11 protein-coding genes are annotated in these 16,741 nt (G+C 64.1%); 1 reads left to right on the top strand and 10 read right to left on the bottom strand.

Annotated features, from left to right (window positions below; all coding sequences use genetic code 11):
- Window positions 1-32 precede the first annotated feature (32 nt).
- From M1E07_RS09005 to M1E07_RS08960, 10 genes are all read right to left on the bottom strand, one after another.
- Window positions 33-1,631: an ABC transporter ATP-binding protein gene (locus M1E07_RS09005; protein WP_461189890.1), complete on the bottom strand. Its 1,599-nt coding sequence runs from the start codon at window positions 1,629-1,631 to the stop codon at window positions 33-35.
- Window positions 1,632-2,369 carry an energy-coupling factor transporter transmembrane component T gene (locus M1E07_RS09000; RefSeq protein ID WP_461189889.1) on the bottom strand — a complete coding sequence of 246 codons (738 nt, stop codon included), beginning with the start codon at window positions 2,367-2,369 and terminating at the stop codon, window positions 1,632-1,634.
- Between the two features lie 10 nt (window positions 2,370-2,379).
- A complete protein-coding gene (locus M1E07_RS08995; protein ID WP_461189888.1) occupies window positions 2,380-3,198 on the bottom strand; it encodes an ECF transporter S component in 819 nt (272 codons plus the stop codon).
- 209 nt (window positions 3,199-3,407) lie between these two features.
- Window positions 3,408-4,433, bottom strand: a complete 1,026-nt coding sequence (locus M1E07_RS08990; protein ID WP_461189887.1) for a nucleoside hydrolase — start codon at window positions 4,431-4,433, stop codon at window positions 3,408-3,410.
- 7 nt (window positions 4,434-4,440) lie between these two features.
- Window positions 4,441-5,418: an aldo/keto reductase gene (locus tag M1E07_RS08985; RefSeq protein ID WP_461189886.1), complete on the bottom strand. Its 978-nt coding sequence runs from the start codon at window positions 5,416-5,418 to the stop codon at window positions 4,441-4,443.
- Window positions 5,419-5,426: 8 nt separating this feature from the next.
- The gene (locus tag M1E07_RS08980) at window positions 5,427-5,987 is read right to left on the bottom strand and encodes a hypothetical protein (protein WP_461189885.1); all 561 of its coding nucleotides are present in this window, start codon (window positions 5,985-5,987) and stop codon (window positions 5,427-5,429) included.
- Window positions 5,984-6,568 carry a DUF402 domain-containing protein gene (locus M1E07_RS08975; RefSeq protein ID WP_461189884.1) on the bottom strand — a complete coding sequence of 195 codons (585 nt, stop codon included), beginning with the start codon at window positions 6,566-6,568 and terminating at the stop codon, window positions 5,984-5,986. The genes M1E07_RS08980 and M1E07_RS08975 overlap by 4 nt, the downstream gene beginning before the upstream one ends.
- A 29-nt stretch (window positions 6,569-6,597) precedes the next feature.
- On the bottom strand, window positions 6,598-8,571 hold the full coding sequence (gene dxs / locus M1E07_RS08970) for a 1-deoxy-D-xylulose-5-phosphate synthase (protein ID WP_461189883.1): 1,974 nt from the start codon (window positions 8,569-8,571) through the stop codon (window positions 6,598-6,600).
- A gap of 548 nt (window positions 8,572-9,119) precedes the next feature.
- Window positions 9,120-12,803, bottom strand: coding sequence for a KAP family P-loop NTPase fold protein (locus M1E07_RS08965; protein WP_461189882.1), 3,684 nt, complete (start codon window positions 12,801-12,803; stop codon window positions 9,120-9,122).
- A gap of 579 nt (window positions 12,804-13,382) precedes the next feature.
- Window positions 13,383-15,206, bottom strand: coding sequence for an ATP-binding protein (locus M1E07_RS08960; RefSeq protein WP_461189881.1), 1,824 nt, complete (start codon window positions 15,204-15,206; stop codon window positions 13,383-13,385).
- Between the two features lie 404 nt (window positions 15,207-15,610).
- Here M1E07_RS08960 and M1E07_RS08955 point away from each other — a divergent pair, with 404 nt between their 5' ends.
- On the top strand, window positions 15,611-16,729 hold the full coding sequence (locus tag M1E07_RS08955; RefSeq protein ID WP_461189880.1) for a hypothetical protein: 1,119 nt from the start codon (window positions 15,611-15,613) through the stop codon (window positions 16,727-16,729).
- Window positions 16,730-16,741 lie beyond the last annotated feature (12 nt).

The following is a 16,741-nucleotide window of genomic DNA, read 5'->3' as shown; positions in this document are numbered from 1 at the left end:
GGACGGAGCCCTCTCGCTCGCAGGCGCCGGTTTCAGCTGTCCCGCAGCCGCCCGCCGTCGAGCGTTAGCATTCGGTCCGCCACCGAGCGCGCGTAGGGGACGTCATGGGTGACCATGACGACGGCGGCACCCGCCGCTGCTGCGGAGCGCACCACGGTGTCCAGTACTGCAAGGCCAGCACCGTCGAGGGCAACCGTGGGCTCGTCCAGGGCAAGGACGGACGGCCCGCGGGCGAGGACTGTTGCCAGGGCCAGCAACCGCTGCCGGGAAGCTGGCAGCTCGCCCGGGTGGTCTTCCGCGGCTCCCGACAAACCCACGGACGCCAAAGCTGCGGCGGTTCTTTCGGCAGCCTCCCCGGTACCGAACCGCCGGTCCAGGCCGAACCGGACCTCGCGGGCAGCAGTGCGTTCGAAGAGCTGGTCGCGCGGGTTCTGGAAAAGCAGTCCCACTGAAGCGGCCACCTCCCCGACGGGCATTCCGGCGATATCCTCCCCTTTGACCAAAACGGAGCCGGAGGTGGGCCGCAGCAATCCGTTGAAGTGTCTCAGGAGCGTCGACTTACCCGCGCCGTTGGGTCCGGTGACCGCGACGACCTCACCTGGCCGGAGCACCAGGTCAATCCCCTGCAGCACCGGGTTCTGGTGATGCATGTTATGGGCGCCCCGGCCGGCTGACTTGGCCTTCCTGCCGCGGCGTGGGTCTATGTGATACCCAAAGCCCACACCCCGGAGCTGCAGGATGGGTCCGGCAGCGGTTGCGCCATATGAAGGGGCAGGGCGGGTACTCGGACGGGCTGTCGCAACGCCGTCCGGTGCCGCGCTGCCCTGCGCCGGCGCCTTCGCCTTGAGATCCAGTTGGATTGGCCGCCGGATCGCGGCCGGCAGGCGTCCGGATGCGGCCTGCAGTTCCGCGGGTGTACCGCTGCCCGTCACGGTGCCGGCGTCCAGGAGAATCCACCAGTCGGCCTGAAGCAGCGCCTCGTCGATCGCCTGGCTGAGGACGACGACGGCGGTCCCGCCGGCCACGAGCTGGCGCAGCAGGAGTGCCAGTTCGTCCTTCCCGGCCGGGTCAAGGGAGGCAAAAGGCTCGTCCAGGACCAGGACGGCAGGCTCCGCGATGACAGCACAGCCAATGGCCAGGCGGCGCAGCTGTCCGCCGGAAAGCGTGCCAGGGTGGCGGTCCAGCAGCCCCGGGAGTCCGAGCAGGTCCGCAGTACGTTCTACGGCGGACCGGAGTGCTTCCCGGTCCACGCCGGCGTTTTCGAGGCCAAAAGCCAGTTCTTCGGCCACGGTGGCCCCGACAGTGGACAAGGCACTGGCGGCGTCCTGCGGTACAAACCCCACCCGTGCACCCCATTGTGCAGGGTTAATGCGGGGATCATCGGCGGTTCCGCTGAAATGCAGCCTGGTTCCTTCCAGTTCAAGGTATCCCTGAAGGTTTCCGGCTGCGCCGGGCGACAGCCAGCCCGCAAGGAGCCGGCCCAGTGTGGACTTGCCGCTTCCGGATCCGCCAAGGATCGCCGTGAAAGTAGCCGGTGCGAAGGAGACGTCCACGTCGCGAAGGACGGGCGCCTCATCCTCGTGGAACCTAAGGCTCCTGATGCCTGCACCAAGGGCAGTGGAGGCAGGCATCTAGCCTCCCGACTGCCACAGCCGGGCGGCCACCGTAGTCACGGCGGCCAGCAGCAGGAGTATGCGCAGCAACCGCTCCGGGGGCCGGTCCGGCACTTCACGGTAGCTGGTGCGGGGACCGGCGCTGCCGAAGCCGCGGGCTTCGAGGGCGGCACCGCGGGTTCCCGCATCCGCTACCAGCGCCGACACCAGGGGAATTGCCTGGAGCCGGAAAGCGGAGATTCGGTGCAGCAGGCCGCTGCGGATCACCAATCCCCGAGCTTCCTGGGCGTGCCTGATATGTTCCAGCCGGGATGTGACGGCGGGCAGCAGGGTCAGGGTGGACGCCAGCACGAAGGCAACCCGGCCCTGGATGCCTTTCGCAGACAACGCCGCCACCAGCTCCGGCACGCTGACGCTGGCGGAGAACACCAGGAGGGCCAGGACGGCGGCTGAAAGCTGCGCAGCCCGCTGGAGTGCAAAGGAAAGCCCCTCAGCGGTGACGCGCGCGGGGCCCCACTCGGCCAGCACGGTAACCCCCTCCGGGAAAAACAGGCCATGCAGTACCAGCAGGGACAAACCAAGCGGCACCAGGACGGCAGCTGCCGCGGGCAGCAGGCGGCGGAGCGTGCCGCCCAAGGCGGAGAGCCCCACCGCGGCCGCGATCACGCCGAGGGACAGCGGCCAGCTCGCCGCCGCCGTCGTAATGACCGCCGTACTGCCGGCAGCCGCGAGGGACGTCAGCGGATGCAGTCGCATGGGCAGACGGTCAGGAGCCCTGTTCGGGCGCCTTGCCGGCCAGCACGCGGTGCCGGCGGATAAACGGGAACTGCAGGCTTGTTCGGCGGGGCAGGGCGTAGACCAGCACAGCCACCGCCGTGAACACGATGGCTTTGTCCATGGGGTCGGAGATGAGTGCCTGCTTGGTGATGGCGGCCAGGAGGGTATCCCCCATGGAACGGAAGGCACTGACGATGGCTCCGGTGGCCACGCCGGAGGTGCCGCCGAAGACGAAGGCCGCCACCGGGGCCGATACCACTCCGCCGATGATCCCGGTGAGGAACCCGGCGACGGGCGCGAGGTAGAAACGGCGGAAAAGGCCGTAACGGGCAGCCAGGCCTGCGAGGCAGCCGATCAGTGCCGCGCCGGCGGCGAATGGCAGCACGGTGGGGTTGAAGAAGGACCATACGATGCTGCTGAGGGCGCCGGTTGCTGCGCCGGCCGCCGGGCCGGCGAGGACGGCAATCAGTACCGTGCCGATTGCGTCGAGGTAGAACGGGACCAGGGTGCTGCCCACAAACTGGCCCAGCACGATGTTCAGCACCAGTGCCACGGGGATCAGCACCACGGTTGACGTGGGCAGGGTGGGCAGGACAGCAACAACAAGCAGGATGGCGCCCACCAGGAAACCGGACAGGGCGATCAGCGCCGAGGTGCTCCCCGGGCCGCCGGTGATGTCTGCGGGCTGGTTGAGCACCAGGTAGACGTAGGTGCCGGCAATAGCCAGGGCACCGAGGGTTTCCAGTACCCGTCGTTTGCGGGCGGCGGCCGGTGCCGGGGCTGGCAGCGTCAGGGAGGGCGATGACATGGAGTTCCTTCGGGGTGCGCACGGCCGGCCCGCGAGTCCGGGGCCGGAAATGGAACGCTGCCTATGTCACCTCGGCAGCTGCCGCCAGGCAGCTGTGCCTGTCCGGTCCGCGGACTATTCTACCGGTGCCGCTAGGTAGCCCGGCCCACGCTTCTGCCGGATTGAACCGGGGGCCAAACCCTGACGTCCCGCCGAAGCCGGGCATGACGCTAGCCCAGGCGCCGGGCCAGGCTGCCGACGGCGGACACCAGCTCGCGGAAGGCAGCTTCCGGAAAGCTGGCGGACACCACCCGGGCATTCGGCGGCTGGCCCCAGAGGCCGCGGAAGTCCGCCACGGTGGTGCCGATCAGCATCCTGGAACCTGTTTCCACGTCCACGGTGGCGGGACGCGCCTCAAAGCCCAGGGTGCCCGCGGCGACCCCGGCCGCGAAGTAGTCGTGGACGTGGGCCAGGTAGCCCTGGTCGTAATGGCGGTGGAACTCGAAGTAGAACCGCAGCGCATCGGACAGGTGCCGGACCAGGGAGTTGTCCGACGTGCTGCGCTGGCCCTCCGGCTGTTCCGGCAGCACCAGTTCCGGCACGTTCGCCCCAGCCGCCTCCGCCAGCTGGCGGACATGGGCGGGGTGGAGCTCCATCCGCTCAGTGGTGTCCAGGGAGCAGACGATGGGGAGCTTTTCCAGCGGCCGGCCTTGGAACGCGGCATAGACTTCCTTGGCCGCGTGCGGGTCCACGTGCGTGTTCCACTCGGCAGTGGGCGTTGTATTGCCCTGGTGGTAGAAGCTGCCGCCCATAATCACCACTTTGGCCAGCAGCTCAGGCAGTTGCGGTTCCTGCCGCAGCGCCAGCGCAAAGTTGGTCAGGGGTGCGGTGATGAGGGCGGTCAGCTCCCCCGGCCGGGCCCTGGCGTGCTCAACCCACAGGTCGACGGCGTTCCGCGCCGACACAGTGCCCGCCGGTTCCGGCAGGACCGCGTGGCCGATGCCCTGCGGACCGTGCGTTTCGGGAGTGGTCAGCAGCGGTATGGCCAGCGGTTCGCGTGCACCTACGGCCACCTCCACTCCCTTGCGGCCGCAGAGTTCCAGCAGCGCCAGGGTATTGCGCGCCACCTGGTCCACGTCAACATTTCCCGGCGTCGCTGTGACGGAGACGAACTCGGTGTCCGGCAGGGCGGCAAGGTAGGCGAGGGCCAGGGCGTCGTCGATGCCCGTGTCCACGTCCAGCAGGAAGGCGGTCATGGCGGTCCTAGAACAGCGCCACCTTGGGGGCGGCCGGGAAAATGCTGTCCAGCTCCGCGAGGTCCTCTTCTGAGGGAAGCCAGTCCGCTGATCCGGCGTTCTGGCGGACCTGTTCCGGCCGGGTGGCGCCGGCAATGACACTTGCCACGGACGGCTGGGCTGCCAGCCAGGAGAAAGCGACCTGGATTTCGTCCAGCCCGCGTTCCCTGGCAAAGCTGCTGAAGCTGTCCAGCTGGTCCCAGTCGGCGTCGTGGACCATGTGCTTGCGGGTGTGGCTAAGCCGGGAACCGTCCGGGGCGTGGCCGGGCGAGTACTTACCGGTCAGCAGTCCGTTTGCGAGGGGGAAATACGGCAGGACTCCCAGCCCGAACTCTTCGGCCGCCGGAGTCACCTCGAGCTCGGCGCGGCGGTCCAGGAGGTTGTAGTGGTTCTGGGTGGAGATGAAGCGGGCACTGCCGAGTTCGCGGGCCACGTACTCCGCCTGGGCAATCTGCCAGCCGGCGAGGTTGGAATGTCCGATGTACCGGACCTTGCCGCTGGTGACGAGGGCATCCAGTGCGGACAGGGTTTCGTCGATGGGGGTCAGCGGATCCGGGGTGTGGAACTGGTAAAGGTCGATCCAGTCGGTACCCAGCCGCCGCAGCGAGGCCTCCACGGCCTGCATGATGTAGCGGCGCGAGCCGCGGGCGCCGAAGTCCCGTCCGCTGGCTCCCTTCATGTCCATACCGAACTTGGTGGCGAGCACGACGTCGGCCCGCCTGTTGGCGAGGGCCTTGCCGAGCATCGTTTCGCTCAGTCCGGGTTCCCGGCCATAGGTGTCTGCGACGTCGAACAGGGTGATTCCGGCGTCCACAGCAGCGTGGACCACTGCGTCTGTAGCCTCCTGCGACTCGGTGGCAGTGTTGGCACGGCCCAGGTTGTTGCAGCCCAACCCGACGGTGGAGACGGTCAGGCCGGACTTTCCAACGCGGCGGTAGGTGGTCATGGACGCTCCTAAAGGCTGAAGGTGTTGGCGTTCTTGGCGGAGTGCTTGAGCTTGAAGTTCTGCGGATCGCTGTGGGGGGCTGCGCCGATGCTGAGCTTGGTGAAGTCCAGGTCTTCGCCGCGGCTGCAGACCTTGATGGCGTTGACTGCCTTGTTGACGTCGGGGCACAGGCAGAAGATATTCAGCTTGTAGTCGCTGAACTCGGAGCGTTCCACCGTGCCGAGTCCGCGCCACGCGAGGTGGCTGATGAGTGCGTCCGTGGCCTTCTCTTCCAGGTAGCGGTCCCTGTCGGTGCCCTCCCTGGTTTTGAGCGCGAACTGGGCCACTACCCAGAACTGTTCCTCGTCCGGGATTTCGGCGTAACCGTCCTCAGCGCACTGCACCGCAAAGGCGTCCAGGAGGCCCTCAGCTGCGGCCGCATCCGGAACGTCGGTCTCCTCGGTTTTGCTCTGGTGCCCCACAACTCCGTAATTCATCAGGAACTGGTTGTAGTCCTCATCGAACCAGGCCTCCCGGAAATGGAGGGTGCCCTCTTCGTCCCGCTTGTAGACCCTGACTATTCCGCTCATGACCGTCCCTTTGTAAACCATTCGACGTCGGTGCCGTCGAATGGTGCCTGCTGCGCCTTGACGGCCTGGTAAAGCTGGTCCGCGGACGCCTCGAGTGTTTCCACCAAGGCTGCCGGGTAGTTCATGGCCACGCGGTGTTCGGCGAACTCGTCCTCATCGTCGATGAACACGCCCCGCCCTGCTGTCCGCACCACGTCCAGGTCCATGTCGATGACGTGGAATTCCGTCACGGCCGGCCGGATCCGGTGCCATTCGTGCGCCACGGCCAGGTCGATGTAGATCCGTACCCCGCCGGGGTGCGCGTCGTCGTAGAAGGTGGCTACCCAGTCGCCGTCGCGCGGCACCAGGAGGACGGCGTCCGACTTGGTGTAGAAGGCAGCGCCTGGCCGGGAGCAGAACTCGTTGGTTCCCTGGAAGATCCACCAGCCGTGGCGGTCCTCGCCCAGGTAGCGCCCGGGGACCACCCAGTGCGCTTTGCCGTTCCACTTCCGGTTCCGGGCCACTACCAGGTGGCCGGGTTCCAGGTGCCGCGGTTCGCGGCCCGCCCCGGGCTGGTGTCCAGGTTCGGGTTCCCCCGTCACGCCCGGATACTTCAGTAAGTCCTCTCCCCTCACAGGATCGGAAGGCTGCCGGTGGTGGGGTGCTGCTGGCCGGGCAGTGGACGCGCAAAGGGGACCTTCGTCCCAAGAACCTGGGCGACGACGTCGTGGGTTATCTGCTGGGCCGTGAGGCCCACGCGTTCCAGTACCTGGCTGCGCGTGCCGTGGTCAAGGAATTCGACCGGCAGGCCCACTTCGTTCAGGGCGGTGTCCACGCCGGCGGCGCGCATTTCCTGGCGGATCCGGGAGCCCACGCCGCCCGCACGGACGCCGTCCTCGATGCAGATCACCAGGCGGTGGTGCGATGCCAGCGCAATGATGGACCGCGGGACGGGAAGCACCCAGCGTGGGTCCACCACGGTGGTGCTGATGCCCTGCGCGCCGAGGCGGTTGGACACGTCGAGGGCGAGTTCGGACATGGCACCGACGGAGATGATCAGGACGTCGTTCTCGGTGGACCCGCTGGGCCTGCGGGACAGGATGTCCACGCCGTCGCTGAGGCGTTCGAGGGCTTCCACTTCGGCGCCCACGGATCCCTTGGAGAAACGGACCACGGTGGGCGCGTCGCTGATGGCCACGGCTTCGCGGAGTTCCTCGCGCAGCCTGCTGGCATCACGCGGGGCGGCCAGGTGGAGGCCCGGGACGATCTGGACCATGGACATGTCCCACATACCGTGGTGGCTGGCGCCGTCCGGGCCTGTCACGCCTGCGCGGTCCAGGACGATGGTAACCCCGGCCTTGTGCAGGGCGACGTCCATCAGGAGCTGGTCGAAGGCCCGGTTCAGGAAGGTGGCGTACACGGCAACCACGGGGTGCAGGCCGCCGAAGGCCATGCCGGCGGCGGAGGTCAGGGCGTGCTGTTCGGCAATTCCGACGTCGATGACGCGGTCCGGGTGCCGGGCTGCGAACTTGTGCAGGCCCACGGGAATGAGCATGGCGCCGGTGATGCCGACGACGTCCTTCCGCTCATCGGCAATGGCAGCGACCTCATCCGCGAAAACGGAGGTCCAGGACTGGGCACCGGCGGTGCCGGTGGGCTCACCGGTTTCGGGGTCGATGATGCCCACGGCGTGGAACTGGTCTGCTTCGTGTGCCCGGGCCGGAGCATAGCCATGGCCCTTTTCGGTCATGGCATGGACGATCACGGGGCCGGCATAGTGCTTGGCGGTGGACAATGCGTTCTCCATCGCCTGGAGGTTGTGGCCGTCCACCGGGCCGATGTACTTCATGCCCAGGTCCTCGAACATGCCCTGCGGAGCCCACCAGTCCTTGATGCCCTTCTTCATGGCGTGCAGGCTCTTGTAGGTGAACTGGCCCACCGGGCCGCCGTCCTGCAGCTTTTTCTTCCACCAGTCCAGCGCCACCTCGTAGGCGGGAGCTGTGCGGAAGGAATCGATGGTGGGACGGAGGGAGGCGAGGTAGTCGGCAAAACCGCCCACGGTGGGAGCATAGGAGCGGCCATTGTCGTTCACCACAATGACCACCCGGCGCCGCTTGTCGGCGGCAATGTTGTTGATGGCTTCCCACGCCATTCCGCCGGTGAGGGCACCGTCCCCTACGACGGCGACGACGTGCCGGTCGCCTTCACCGGTGAGCTGCCGGGCGCGGGAAATCCCGTCCGCCCAGGACAGCGACGAGGAAGCGTGGGAGCTTTCCACGATGTCGTGCTCAGACTCGGCCCGGGACGGGTAGCCGGACATGCCCCCCTCCTGGCGGAGGGTGCTGAAGTCCTGGCGGCCGGTCAGCAGTTTGTGGACGTACGACTGGTGGCCCGTGTCAAAAACGATGCTGTCACGGGGCGAGTCAAAGATGCGGTGCACGGCCAGCGTCAGTTCCACCACGCCGAGGTTGGGTCCGAGGTGACCGCCCGTCTGGGAGACGTTCGTGATCAGGAAATTCCTGACCTCCGAAGCCAGCTGCTTCAGCTGTTCTTCGGACAACTCGTTCAGGTCCTGCGGATTTTGGATGGTGTCCAAGATTCCCAACGACCCCTCCTTCGGGTGGTAGACGTGCCGTTTAACTCTAACGCCTTGGTCCGCAGGACCAGACTCACCAGCAAAGCCGAAGCCCCGGCTGGTCGGTGACCGGCCGGGGCTTCGGTAGGTAATGCCTGCGGGCAGGTACCGCTAGTTCGCCGAGATCTGGCGCAGTACGTACTGTTACATGCCCCCACTACGCGGTAAGTTTTGCGAATCCCGAGGGTATGAGCAATTTGAGCAGAGATCTTCGCGCTAGGACGACACCATGTCCAAAGTTCCTGGGTGGGTGATCATACTGCTCGTGAATTCCTACCGTTATCGTAGAACGTCGGCATGCACGGCATAAGCAGTCAACGTGCTCCGTTAGTAGTTTTCCCCTTTGCTGAGCCGGACGCGCGAGAGCCAAACTTTGCCTGAATGCTCCAATTATCCGCCCAGTACTCTGTCGTCGGGCGGTCTTGGTTTAGCACGTACTGCAGGATGCCGTGTTGGCTCTTCTCCACCTATGCAGCGGCCAGAGCCCTCGTGGTTGGGCGCTGGGGCCGCTGCGCGTGTCAGCTGTCGTAATGAACGCGCTTGAATCCACCGAGGAAGTTCGTCGTGGTCTTGTAGCCGAGGGCGGGCAGCACCGAGAGCGCTTTGTCTTCCAGACTTCTGGTGCCAGTTACTGCCGCCTTGATACGTTCGCCCAGTGCCCCCTTGATTCGCGCCGGGAGAGGTTTGCCGAGGCTGCCAAGGGCGTTGAGTGCGAGTTCGGCTGCTCCCGCGTTGCCACTGCTGGTCTTTAGATCAAGTAGTCCGTAGATGATCGTCTCGACAAGTCGGCGTCGTATCGAGTTGTCCTGGATGTTTGCCTTAGCCCACAGTGTGATGATGGCCTGTCGTTGGATGTTGTTCGTCGCGGCTGAGAAGCGGTTGATGAGCAGGTCTGCGGCTTGGGACTCGTCCGCGTTGGCGAGCCCGAGCACGTTCAGTGCAGCGTCGTTTGGGACATCCGAGTCTGCTGCGGCGAGGTACTTGTCCAGTAGCTTGCGGTGCTGCTCCGCTGTCCAACCTTGTTGCACTTTATGGGCGGCGGTGATTAGTTCAGCTTCGTGGGCGTTAGCTCGTCGCAGAGGCTCGTAGACTGCAGCGAAGTCCTCGGGGTTCGGGTGAGTGAGTTCGAGCCAGAGTGCGGTGGCGTGGACGGCCAGGTGTTCGTAGTTGTGGTTGACGTCTGCCATGGTCTGGGCTGTTGGCAGGTCGATGACGCGGACGTGAGTCGGGCCAGCTGCCATGGCGAGTTCGAGCGGTATGGCGACGTGTCCGAGGTCGTCGAGCCATGGACTGGTGGCCGCTTCGGCGAGTAGCCCTTGTACCTCATCGGCTTCTAGGCCGTCGGCAGCCGCGTGTACGGCTTCGGCACCGTTCTCAAGCAGATATTGGTGCAGGGCGTCTTCGGCGTCGACGGGAGCAAGCGACTCTGCGAGCGTGTCTTGGAGGGAGTGTGCAACAGCGGACAGGATCTGGTCGTAGTCGAGGACTCCCGCGTCGGCAAACAAGCGGGCTCTCTCTAGCATGTCTCGACGTTCGCTGGCTTCTTCTGTGCTCCTGACGTATTTCTCGACGAGTTCGAGCACGTCGGAGTTAAGGCTCGGGGTGCGGTCGGCAGGCAGGTTGGTGAGGAGCGGGGTGAGCGCTTCGAGCGCGATGCGCATGGTGCCAAGGTCGGCCCTCGCATTCCATGCCTTTGCCACAAGCTTGGTTAGTGGTGCGACTTGGGCTGCGGTCATCGTGGAAGGGACGATCCGGGTAAGCCAGTGGGGCCAGTCGCTGACGACCCGATAGTGGGTTGCCCTGAGGACGCTGGTAGCGAGGCTCTGTTCATTGATCATTTCGGTCTTGCCGAGTAGCTGGAGTGCGGCTTTACGAGCATCCTGGTCGTCGACTGCCAGGAGGAGGCGTAGCACCAAATGCTGGACCGACGTTTCCCGCGTAGCTGCCGCCTTTGCGAGAGCGTCGAGCACAGGCTTGGGGTTGAACGGTTCGGGCTCAGCTTCTTCGGTTGCCGTGGCCGCTGCGGTCCTTCGGGCCGTGGCGACGCTCGCCGATGCGGCGTTCTGCTCGGCGGTCCATTCGGTGTGACTTCGCGCCGCTTCTTGGGCAAGTGCGGAGATGCGAGTATGGGTTGCGGTGATGACCCGAATGAGGCTGTCGTCCCCAAGTTCGAAGAGGCGGGCGATCGCTACGGGACCAGTTTGTGACACTACACGTGCTGAAAGGTCATTAACCACGGGCGTGGGAGCGGCGTCAAGCGCAAGCGTTGCGTCTTCGAAAAAGAAGTCTGGAGGTGTGAGGCCAGGGCGTGTGATGGTTGCGATGACGCGGCGGCGCAGAGCTGATGCGCTGGCTTCCGATCCGACTTTGGAGAGTGCCCAGGCACTGGAGGCCGTGTCTTCATCAAGGAAATCGTTGGCGTCGTCTTCGAGGACGCATATTGCTTCTGCGACGGTGTCGGCCACGCTGGCTATAGGAAGGCCAGGTTCGGCTTCCGTGAGCAGCAGGAAGGACCGTGCCGCGTTGGGCCCGCTGAGCCCAACACCTGTCCGGATCTGGTTGGTCAAGACCTGCAGAACCCCTTCCCGCTCGGTGTCCTCGAGCCCTGAGACGCGGCGACGCAGAGTCTCGACGTCCGCATCCTCTGCGGCGCGCTCGATCGCCAGCGCCAGTTCACCGTTCAACCCGAAGACTGTCCCGGTGCTCTGCATGTATATGAGGTCTCGGGACGGACCCCGTACCTGACGGGTTCGGCTCAGATAGTTGAGTAGTTGCTTGTTGTGTGCCTTGCCAACTTGACTGGCTCGGTCGTCCGCCTCGTCAACACCGTCAGGGTCGTCGTCGACGATAACGGTGCTCGGGGCAGCGCTCTCAAGGGCATAGGACTTGGCGAGTTCAACGGCGCGGTCTGAGGTTCCTGCGGGGAGCTCCGCGTTACGATCCCGCATTAGTTGAAGCACGAGGTTGGGAAGATTGGCATCGACTTCAAGGTGCCGAGCGAACAGGGGGAACTCCACTCGGAGGCACACCAGCCGCGCAATCGCGGCCGCTTTCGTCCGCGGGTTTTCGGTCAGAAGGTCTGCATCATAACGCTCTTGGGCAAGCCGATAGGTCAGCGCGAACGTGTTCAGCAGGTGCTTTACGCGTCTAGGGCTGGCGACGTGGGTGGGGATGAGGACCGAGAGCACGTATTCGCGGTTAATTTCTGCCCACAAACCGTCGCGATTCTCCACGAGGCTTGTGGCGTACTTACTGACGCTTTGGGCGAGTAGCGGTGGCAGGCTGAGCTGGTATTGGAAAACCTTGTCCAGGTAGGCGCTGCCGGTGCTGTAGTAGGGGTTCGTGTCGTCGACAGGGGTCTCCTGCTTGGCTGCTCGGGTGAGCGCTCCTTCCAGCACATTCTGGTCGGCGGCCACGATGAATACGCACCGTTCGATGCCCAGGAAGGTCCGGATGGTGTCCAGAGTAGTGACGACCTCGCTGGCAGAACATCGGTCGAGTTCGTCGACGAAGACGACGAGGCGTTTGGCGTTGGCGTCGGAAACCAAATCTTTGAAGATCGTCTCGAATTGTTCGTCGCTGTCCGGTTTCGCCAAGCTGCGGTCTACAGTGAATGTCTTGCTTGCCAGGGCGATCAGGGCAGCGAGAAGTGTGGCAGGGGCCAAGCCTGCCAACACGACTTGCTTGGACAGTGATTTGAACTCGACTCCAAAGTCAGTGCTGGTACCGATGCGGCTCTGCCCGAAGGCGACTGCTGAAACGACCACTGCGAGGATGACTGTGAGGCCGAGGAGCAGCAATGCGAAGACACCCAGCAGCTTGAGAACAGTGGTAGGGGGAACGTTAATCTCGGTCTTGGTTCGGCCGCTGTAGAGGTCACCGTGGTACTTGGGCTGCTTGCATCCGAGTTCGCTCGCGACGGCGCTGATGAAGTTCCGCCGTAGTGGCACGTCGGCGTACTTGAACGCGTCGAACCGTACAAAGCGGACACCATCGCGGCCATCGATTTTGCTCTTGAGAACGTTAGCGATTCCGCTCTTGCCAGAGCCCCACGGACCGTAGAGGGCTACGTTTGAGGGCGTGGCCACCGTCGTCGCAAGTGCGGCGAGTTGGTCGACGATCCCCTCGTGCGCGAGGCGGTCGTCCTCCGCGACAGCAAGTTCACGGTCGTCCACAAGGTCGTCAGCTCGCAAATTGAGCATTTGGGTGTCCCCGGACGTTCCTCGTGACATGCGTTTCTACTCCATCAATGACCTGGGTATGGGTGTGTGGCGCGATTGAGTGGCCACGCCATGTTTGCGACCGGCGATTTTGCGGACGTCTCAGCAATCTTATCGGCGTCGACCAACAGAGGATTTGGCAGAGGCCGTGTCGTGTAAGAAGAGGCCGTGTCGTGTAAGAAGAGGCCGAAGCGATCAGTTTCGGCTGCTTCCTGGCGGGCTCTAGTCGCTCGCCTACTTCACCCTGTCCCCACTACGCGGTAAGTTTTGCGAATCCCGAGGGTATGAGCAATTTGAGCAGAGATCTTCGCGCTAGGACGACACCATGTCCAAAGTTCCTGGGTGGGTGATCATACTGCTCGTGAATTCCTACCGTTATCGTAGAACGTCGGCATGCACGGCATACGTAGTCAACGTGCTCCGTTAGTAGTTTTCCCCTTTGCTGGGCCGGGGGCGCGACAGCGGCATTCCAGCGGGTAGATGTACCGCGGTAGCGGTGGACCTGGGAAGCGATCTCGACAACCGCGGGACCAGCTCCGGGGAGCTGCGCCGTGCACTGTGCTAGCTGGGCAGCCCGAGTTTGTCGAAGAATGCCCGGTTCCTCTCAGTTGCAGCGTTGACCAACCCGTCGAAGCTCATGACTTCGATGTATGCCTTGGCGGAGTCGTTGAAACCGAAGTACCCGAGACCGTCATGTGTCGGCCGCAGGTTCGAAATCTCGCATCGCTCGATCATCTTCTCTGTAAGGTCGGCGATGATGTAACAGAAGGCCGGCGGCTCGTGGGTCGGCGGGATCGGTCTCCCCGTTGCGGTGACCACGCCACCTGCGCGGATCCTTTTCACGTAGTCGAGGCACTGCTGGATCGGATTCTTGTCCTCGGTGGCGTCCTTGCGCATTGGCCTCTTGATCTCAACCACGACGATCGACGGGAGCGGCAGCTTCTGCCCCTCGGCCGCGAGCACCGGCGAGTCCATGAGCCGCGTCGCAACTATGTCGGGCTCCTTGGTGGATTCAGAACCCGTGATCGGCATGCTCTTCAGCGTCTTGTCGGACGCGAGGTAGTCGTGGAACGCGAGTCTCTCGTCGATGATCCACAGGTTCGAACCATCGGCGGCGTGCTCGCTGGACTCCGTCCGCATCGGGACGATCAGCGAGTGGATCGCATCCTCCCGGCTGTACTTCCCGTCCTTGTCCGCGCGGATCAGCCGCCCGAGCAGATCCAGCACCGTCCGGCGGCGCGAGACGTACGCGGCCAGGTCGGACTGGTTGATCTCGCTGACGGTGGCGAGATATGCGGCGAGCCGCTCCGCGTAGTCCTCCGCCGGCTCCGCGTCGGCCTCAGCGAAGATCTCCTGCCCCTGAATGAATGCTTCGGACTCGATCTTCTGAAGCTGCCGGTGCAGCTGGAGCTCTAGGTCCTGGTCCTTAATCGATGGGTCCACCGTGATGCCGCGCTCCTCGATCTTGGCCAGCAAGGGCCGGTACCGCGGCGCGCGTTTGGTCACGAACTCGTGGACGCGCTTCTTACCCTGCTCGCGGGCCGACTCGAGCGGAGCCTTCAGGATCGTCCTGACTTCTTCGAGGACAGCCTCTCGGATGTCATCCAGGGAGAGGTCATCGATGAGGGGCTGCCCCGCGATGCGGTCGCTGATGTCGAAAGCTGTCCGGTCGGCGCGGACGCGCTCGTCGAGGAAGTCCGAAGTCAGGTAGCACGCGTAGACGAACTCATTGGAGGCCTCGTCCCCGAGCTTGCCGTGGAGTCCCGGCACCTTCCCGCTCAGGTTTTCCTCGATGACGACGCGGCTCGCCGCGCACCAGTGGAGGCGGGGGACGGAGTTCCGCGCGGTGGCCTTCAGCCGGAGGTTCAGCATGTCGAACCTCTGCCCCTTGACCTCAATCTTCGACGACGTCATTGCCGAGTCGACGAACTCGTCCATCAAGTCGGCCAACGACACCGATTCGTCGTCGTCCGCGATCGTCACGAGAGGGGCCCCACCAGGCCGGAGGAAGTACCAGATGCAGTGCTCGAAGACCTCGCGCCCGATGGCGTCGACGCCCTTCGGGGCGTTCAGCTGGTACGCCTTCTTGAAACCGTCCAGGATGACGACCGCGCCGGGGCGCACAAACCTGTCCGCGTCGCCGTCGTGCTCGACCTCTCGTTCGACCGAGAATCTGAACTGACGACCTCGGAGCTTCCCGTCCTCGTCTTCATAGGCGCTGCGGACCGAAACCTTGTCGAAGGCCTTGAGCCACAGCAGCCGCCCGACACCACGGCAGCCCAGGTCAGACTTGAAATCACTGTCCAATGTTTCGAACGAGGACATGTTCTGAGGGGTGAATCCGATACCGTCGTCCTCGACGGAGAAGCCGACAATCGGTTTCATGGGGGCACGTCCAGGACCCGGCTGGCCTAGTTCGAACTCCGCCTGAGCGTCCCGATGCACCCTCACGTGGATGCGTCCAGGCACTGCGGAGTCCCCGCGACGCGCGTCGACCGCCTGGATAGCATTGACAATTGCCTCGAGGAGAGGCAGGAGCGCGTGACTCTTCGGCAGACTCGTGTTGCGAACTCGGCCCGCAAGGGAAGTCGTCAGGGCCATGCAATCACTCCTTGGTCAGATATGGAAACTCTATCCGTCAGCCCCGACAAAATATCAACGCCACAGCGCTCCAACGGTGATGCGGTCACGATGCGAGGCAGTTGGGCACTGCGAAGCGTTCGTTGTCCCGGCACTGAACAGCGGCTCCCCCACTTCAGGCCTCCGCGGACGTCAACGATACTTAGAGAGTGACTGACCGGCCGGCAATCTACTTGTTCCCGTATCTTCGCCTGCGCGAGGAGGTGAATGCCGGACCATGGGTGCTGCAACCACTTGACCCAAGAAAACTGGATGAGCCTTTTGACCGTTTTGGCAGGACCTTGAAGGCTCTCCTTTCCCGGTTTCGCGATGAAGCCGGCCAGCCGTTGACTACTGCCACACTTGTTCAACGTAGAGAACCAGAGCTTGATCCTGGCGAGGCCCGCGAACATGAACGAAGCGCCCTGCAAGCTGCAGTGTTGTTCGCTGCGGCCGACGCCAACGCAGGCCAGGGAAACGAAATCCCCTGGGAAGCACCCGCACTAAACCTTGCCACTGCTGAAGTGGCGACGTTCTTTGTGGGTGAACTCACGGCGCTCGAGCGCGGAACCTTTGTGCGTACCCGGGGAGGAACTCTGAATCGGAGAACCATTGGCGGCGGCACCGTTCATGATGACTTTGTTGTCGTGCCGGCTCCGGAAGGACTGGTGACGATTCCAGATCTCTCGCTCGACGGCCAACTTCTGGATGCTGTGTACCGCATCTCGATGGAGGCCCTGTCTGATGCATCTACCAAAACCATGCGCGAGGTCTGGGCGGCCCTCCATTGGCACGGTCGCGCGTGGGAGAATTCGCCGCTTCACACCATGCCGGATATCCTCGTGCAGCTGAAGACGGCCATCGAGGCACTCTCAGGTAAAACCGGAACAGCGAGCGGCATCGGCGTCCTCGAAGAGATCTACGGTTCAGTGACAGGAACGATCGGTGCCGATGAGTTCCTCTGGCGGGGGTCAACACCACGTTTTTCACGCGAATTCAATGGGAAAACCAAGATGTACAGTTCCTTCGGCCACTGGTACTGGTACTTGGCAGATACCCGCAACACCATCGTCCACGACACGGAATCACCCGTCATGGAGCACAACGCTGCCGGATCACCGTTCCGGGGAAACCTCTTTCGTGTTGCAGAGCGGGTAACGCGCGAACTCATCAAGATCCGCCTCGCTCAGCTTGGCTATCCGGAAGCAGCCCTGAGCCCGTCGAGTCGAATGCATCTTCGCATCGCCCCAAACCTCGCCGATGAAATAAGAACAATCCAGCCTTACTAGCCATAGGGGGCG

This window comes from Arthrobacter sp. Z4-13, assembly GCF_054792705.1.
The sequence above is the reverse complement of the archived record's forward strand: the minus strand, read 5'-3'. Positions and strand labels throughout refer to the sequence as shown.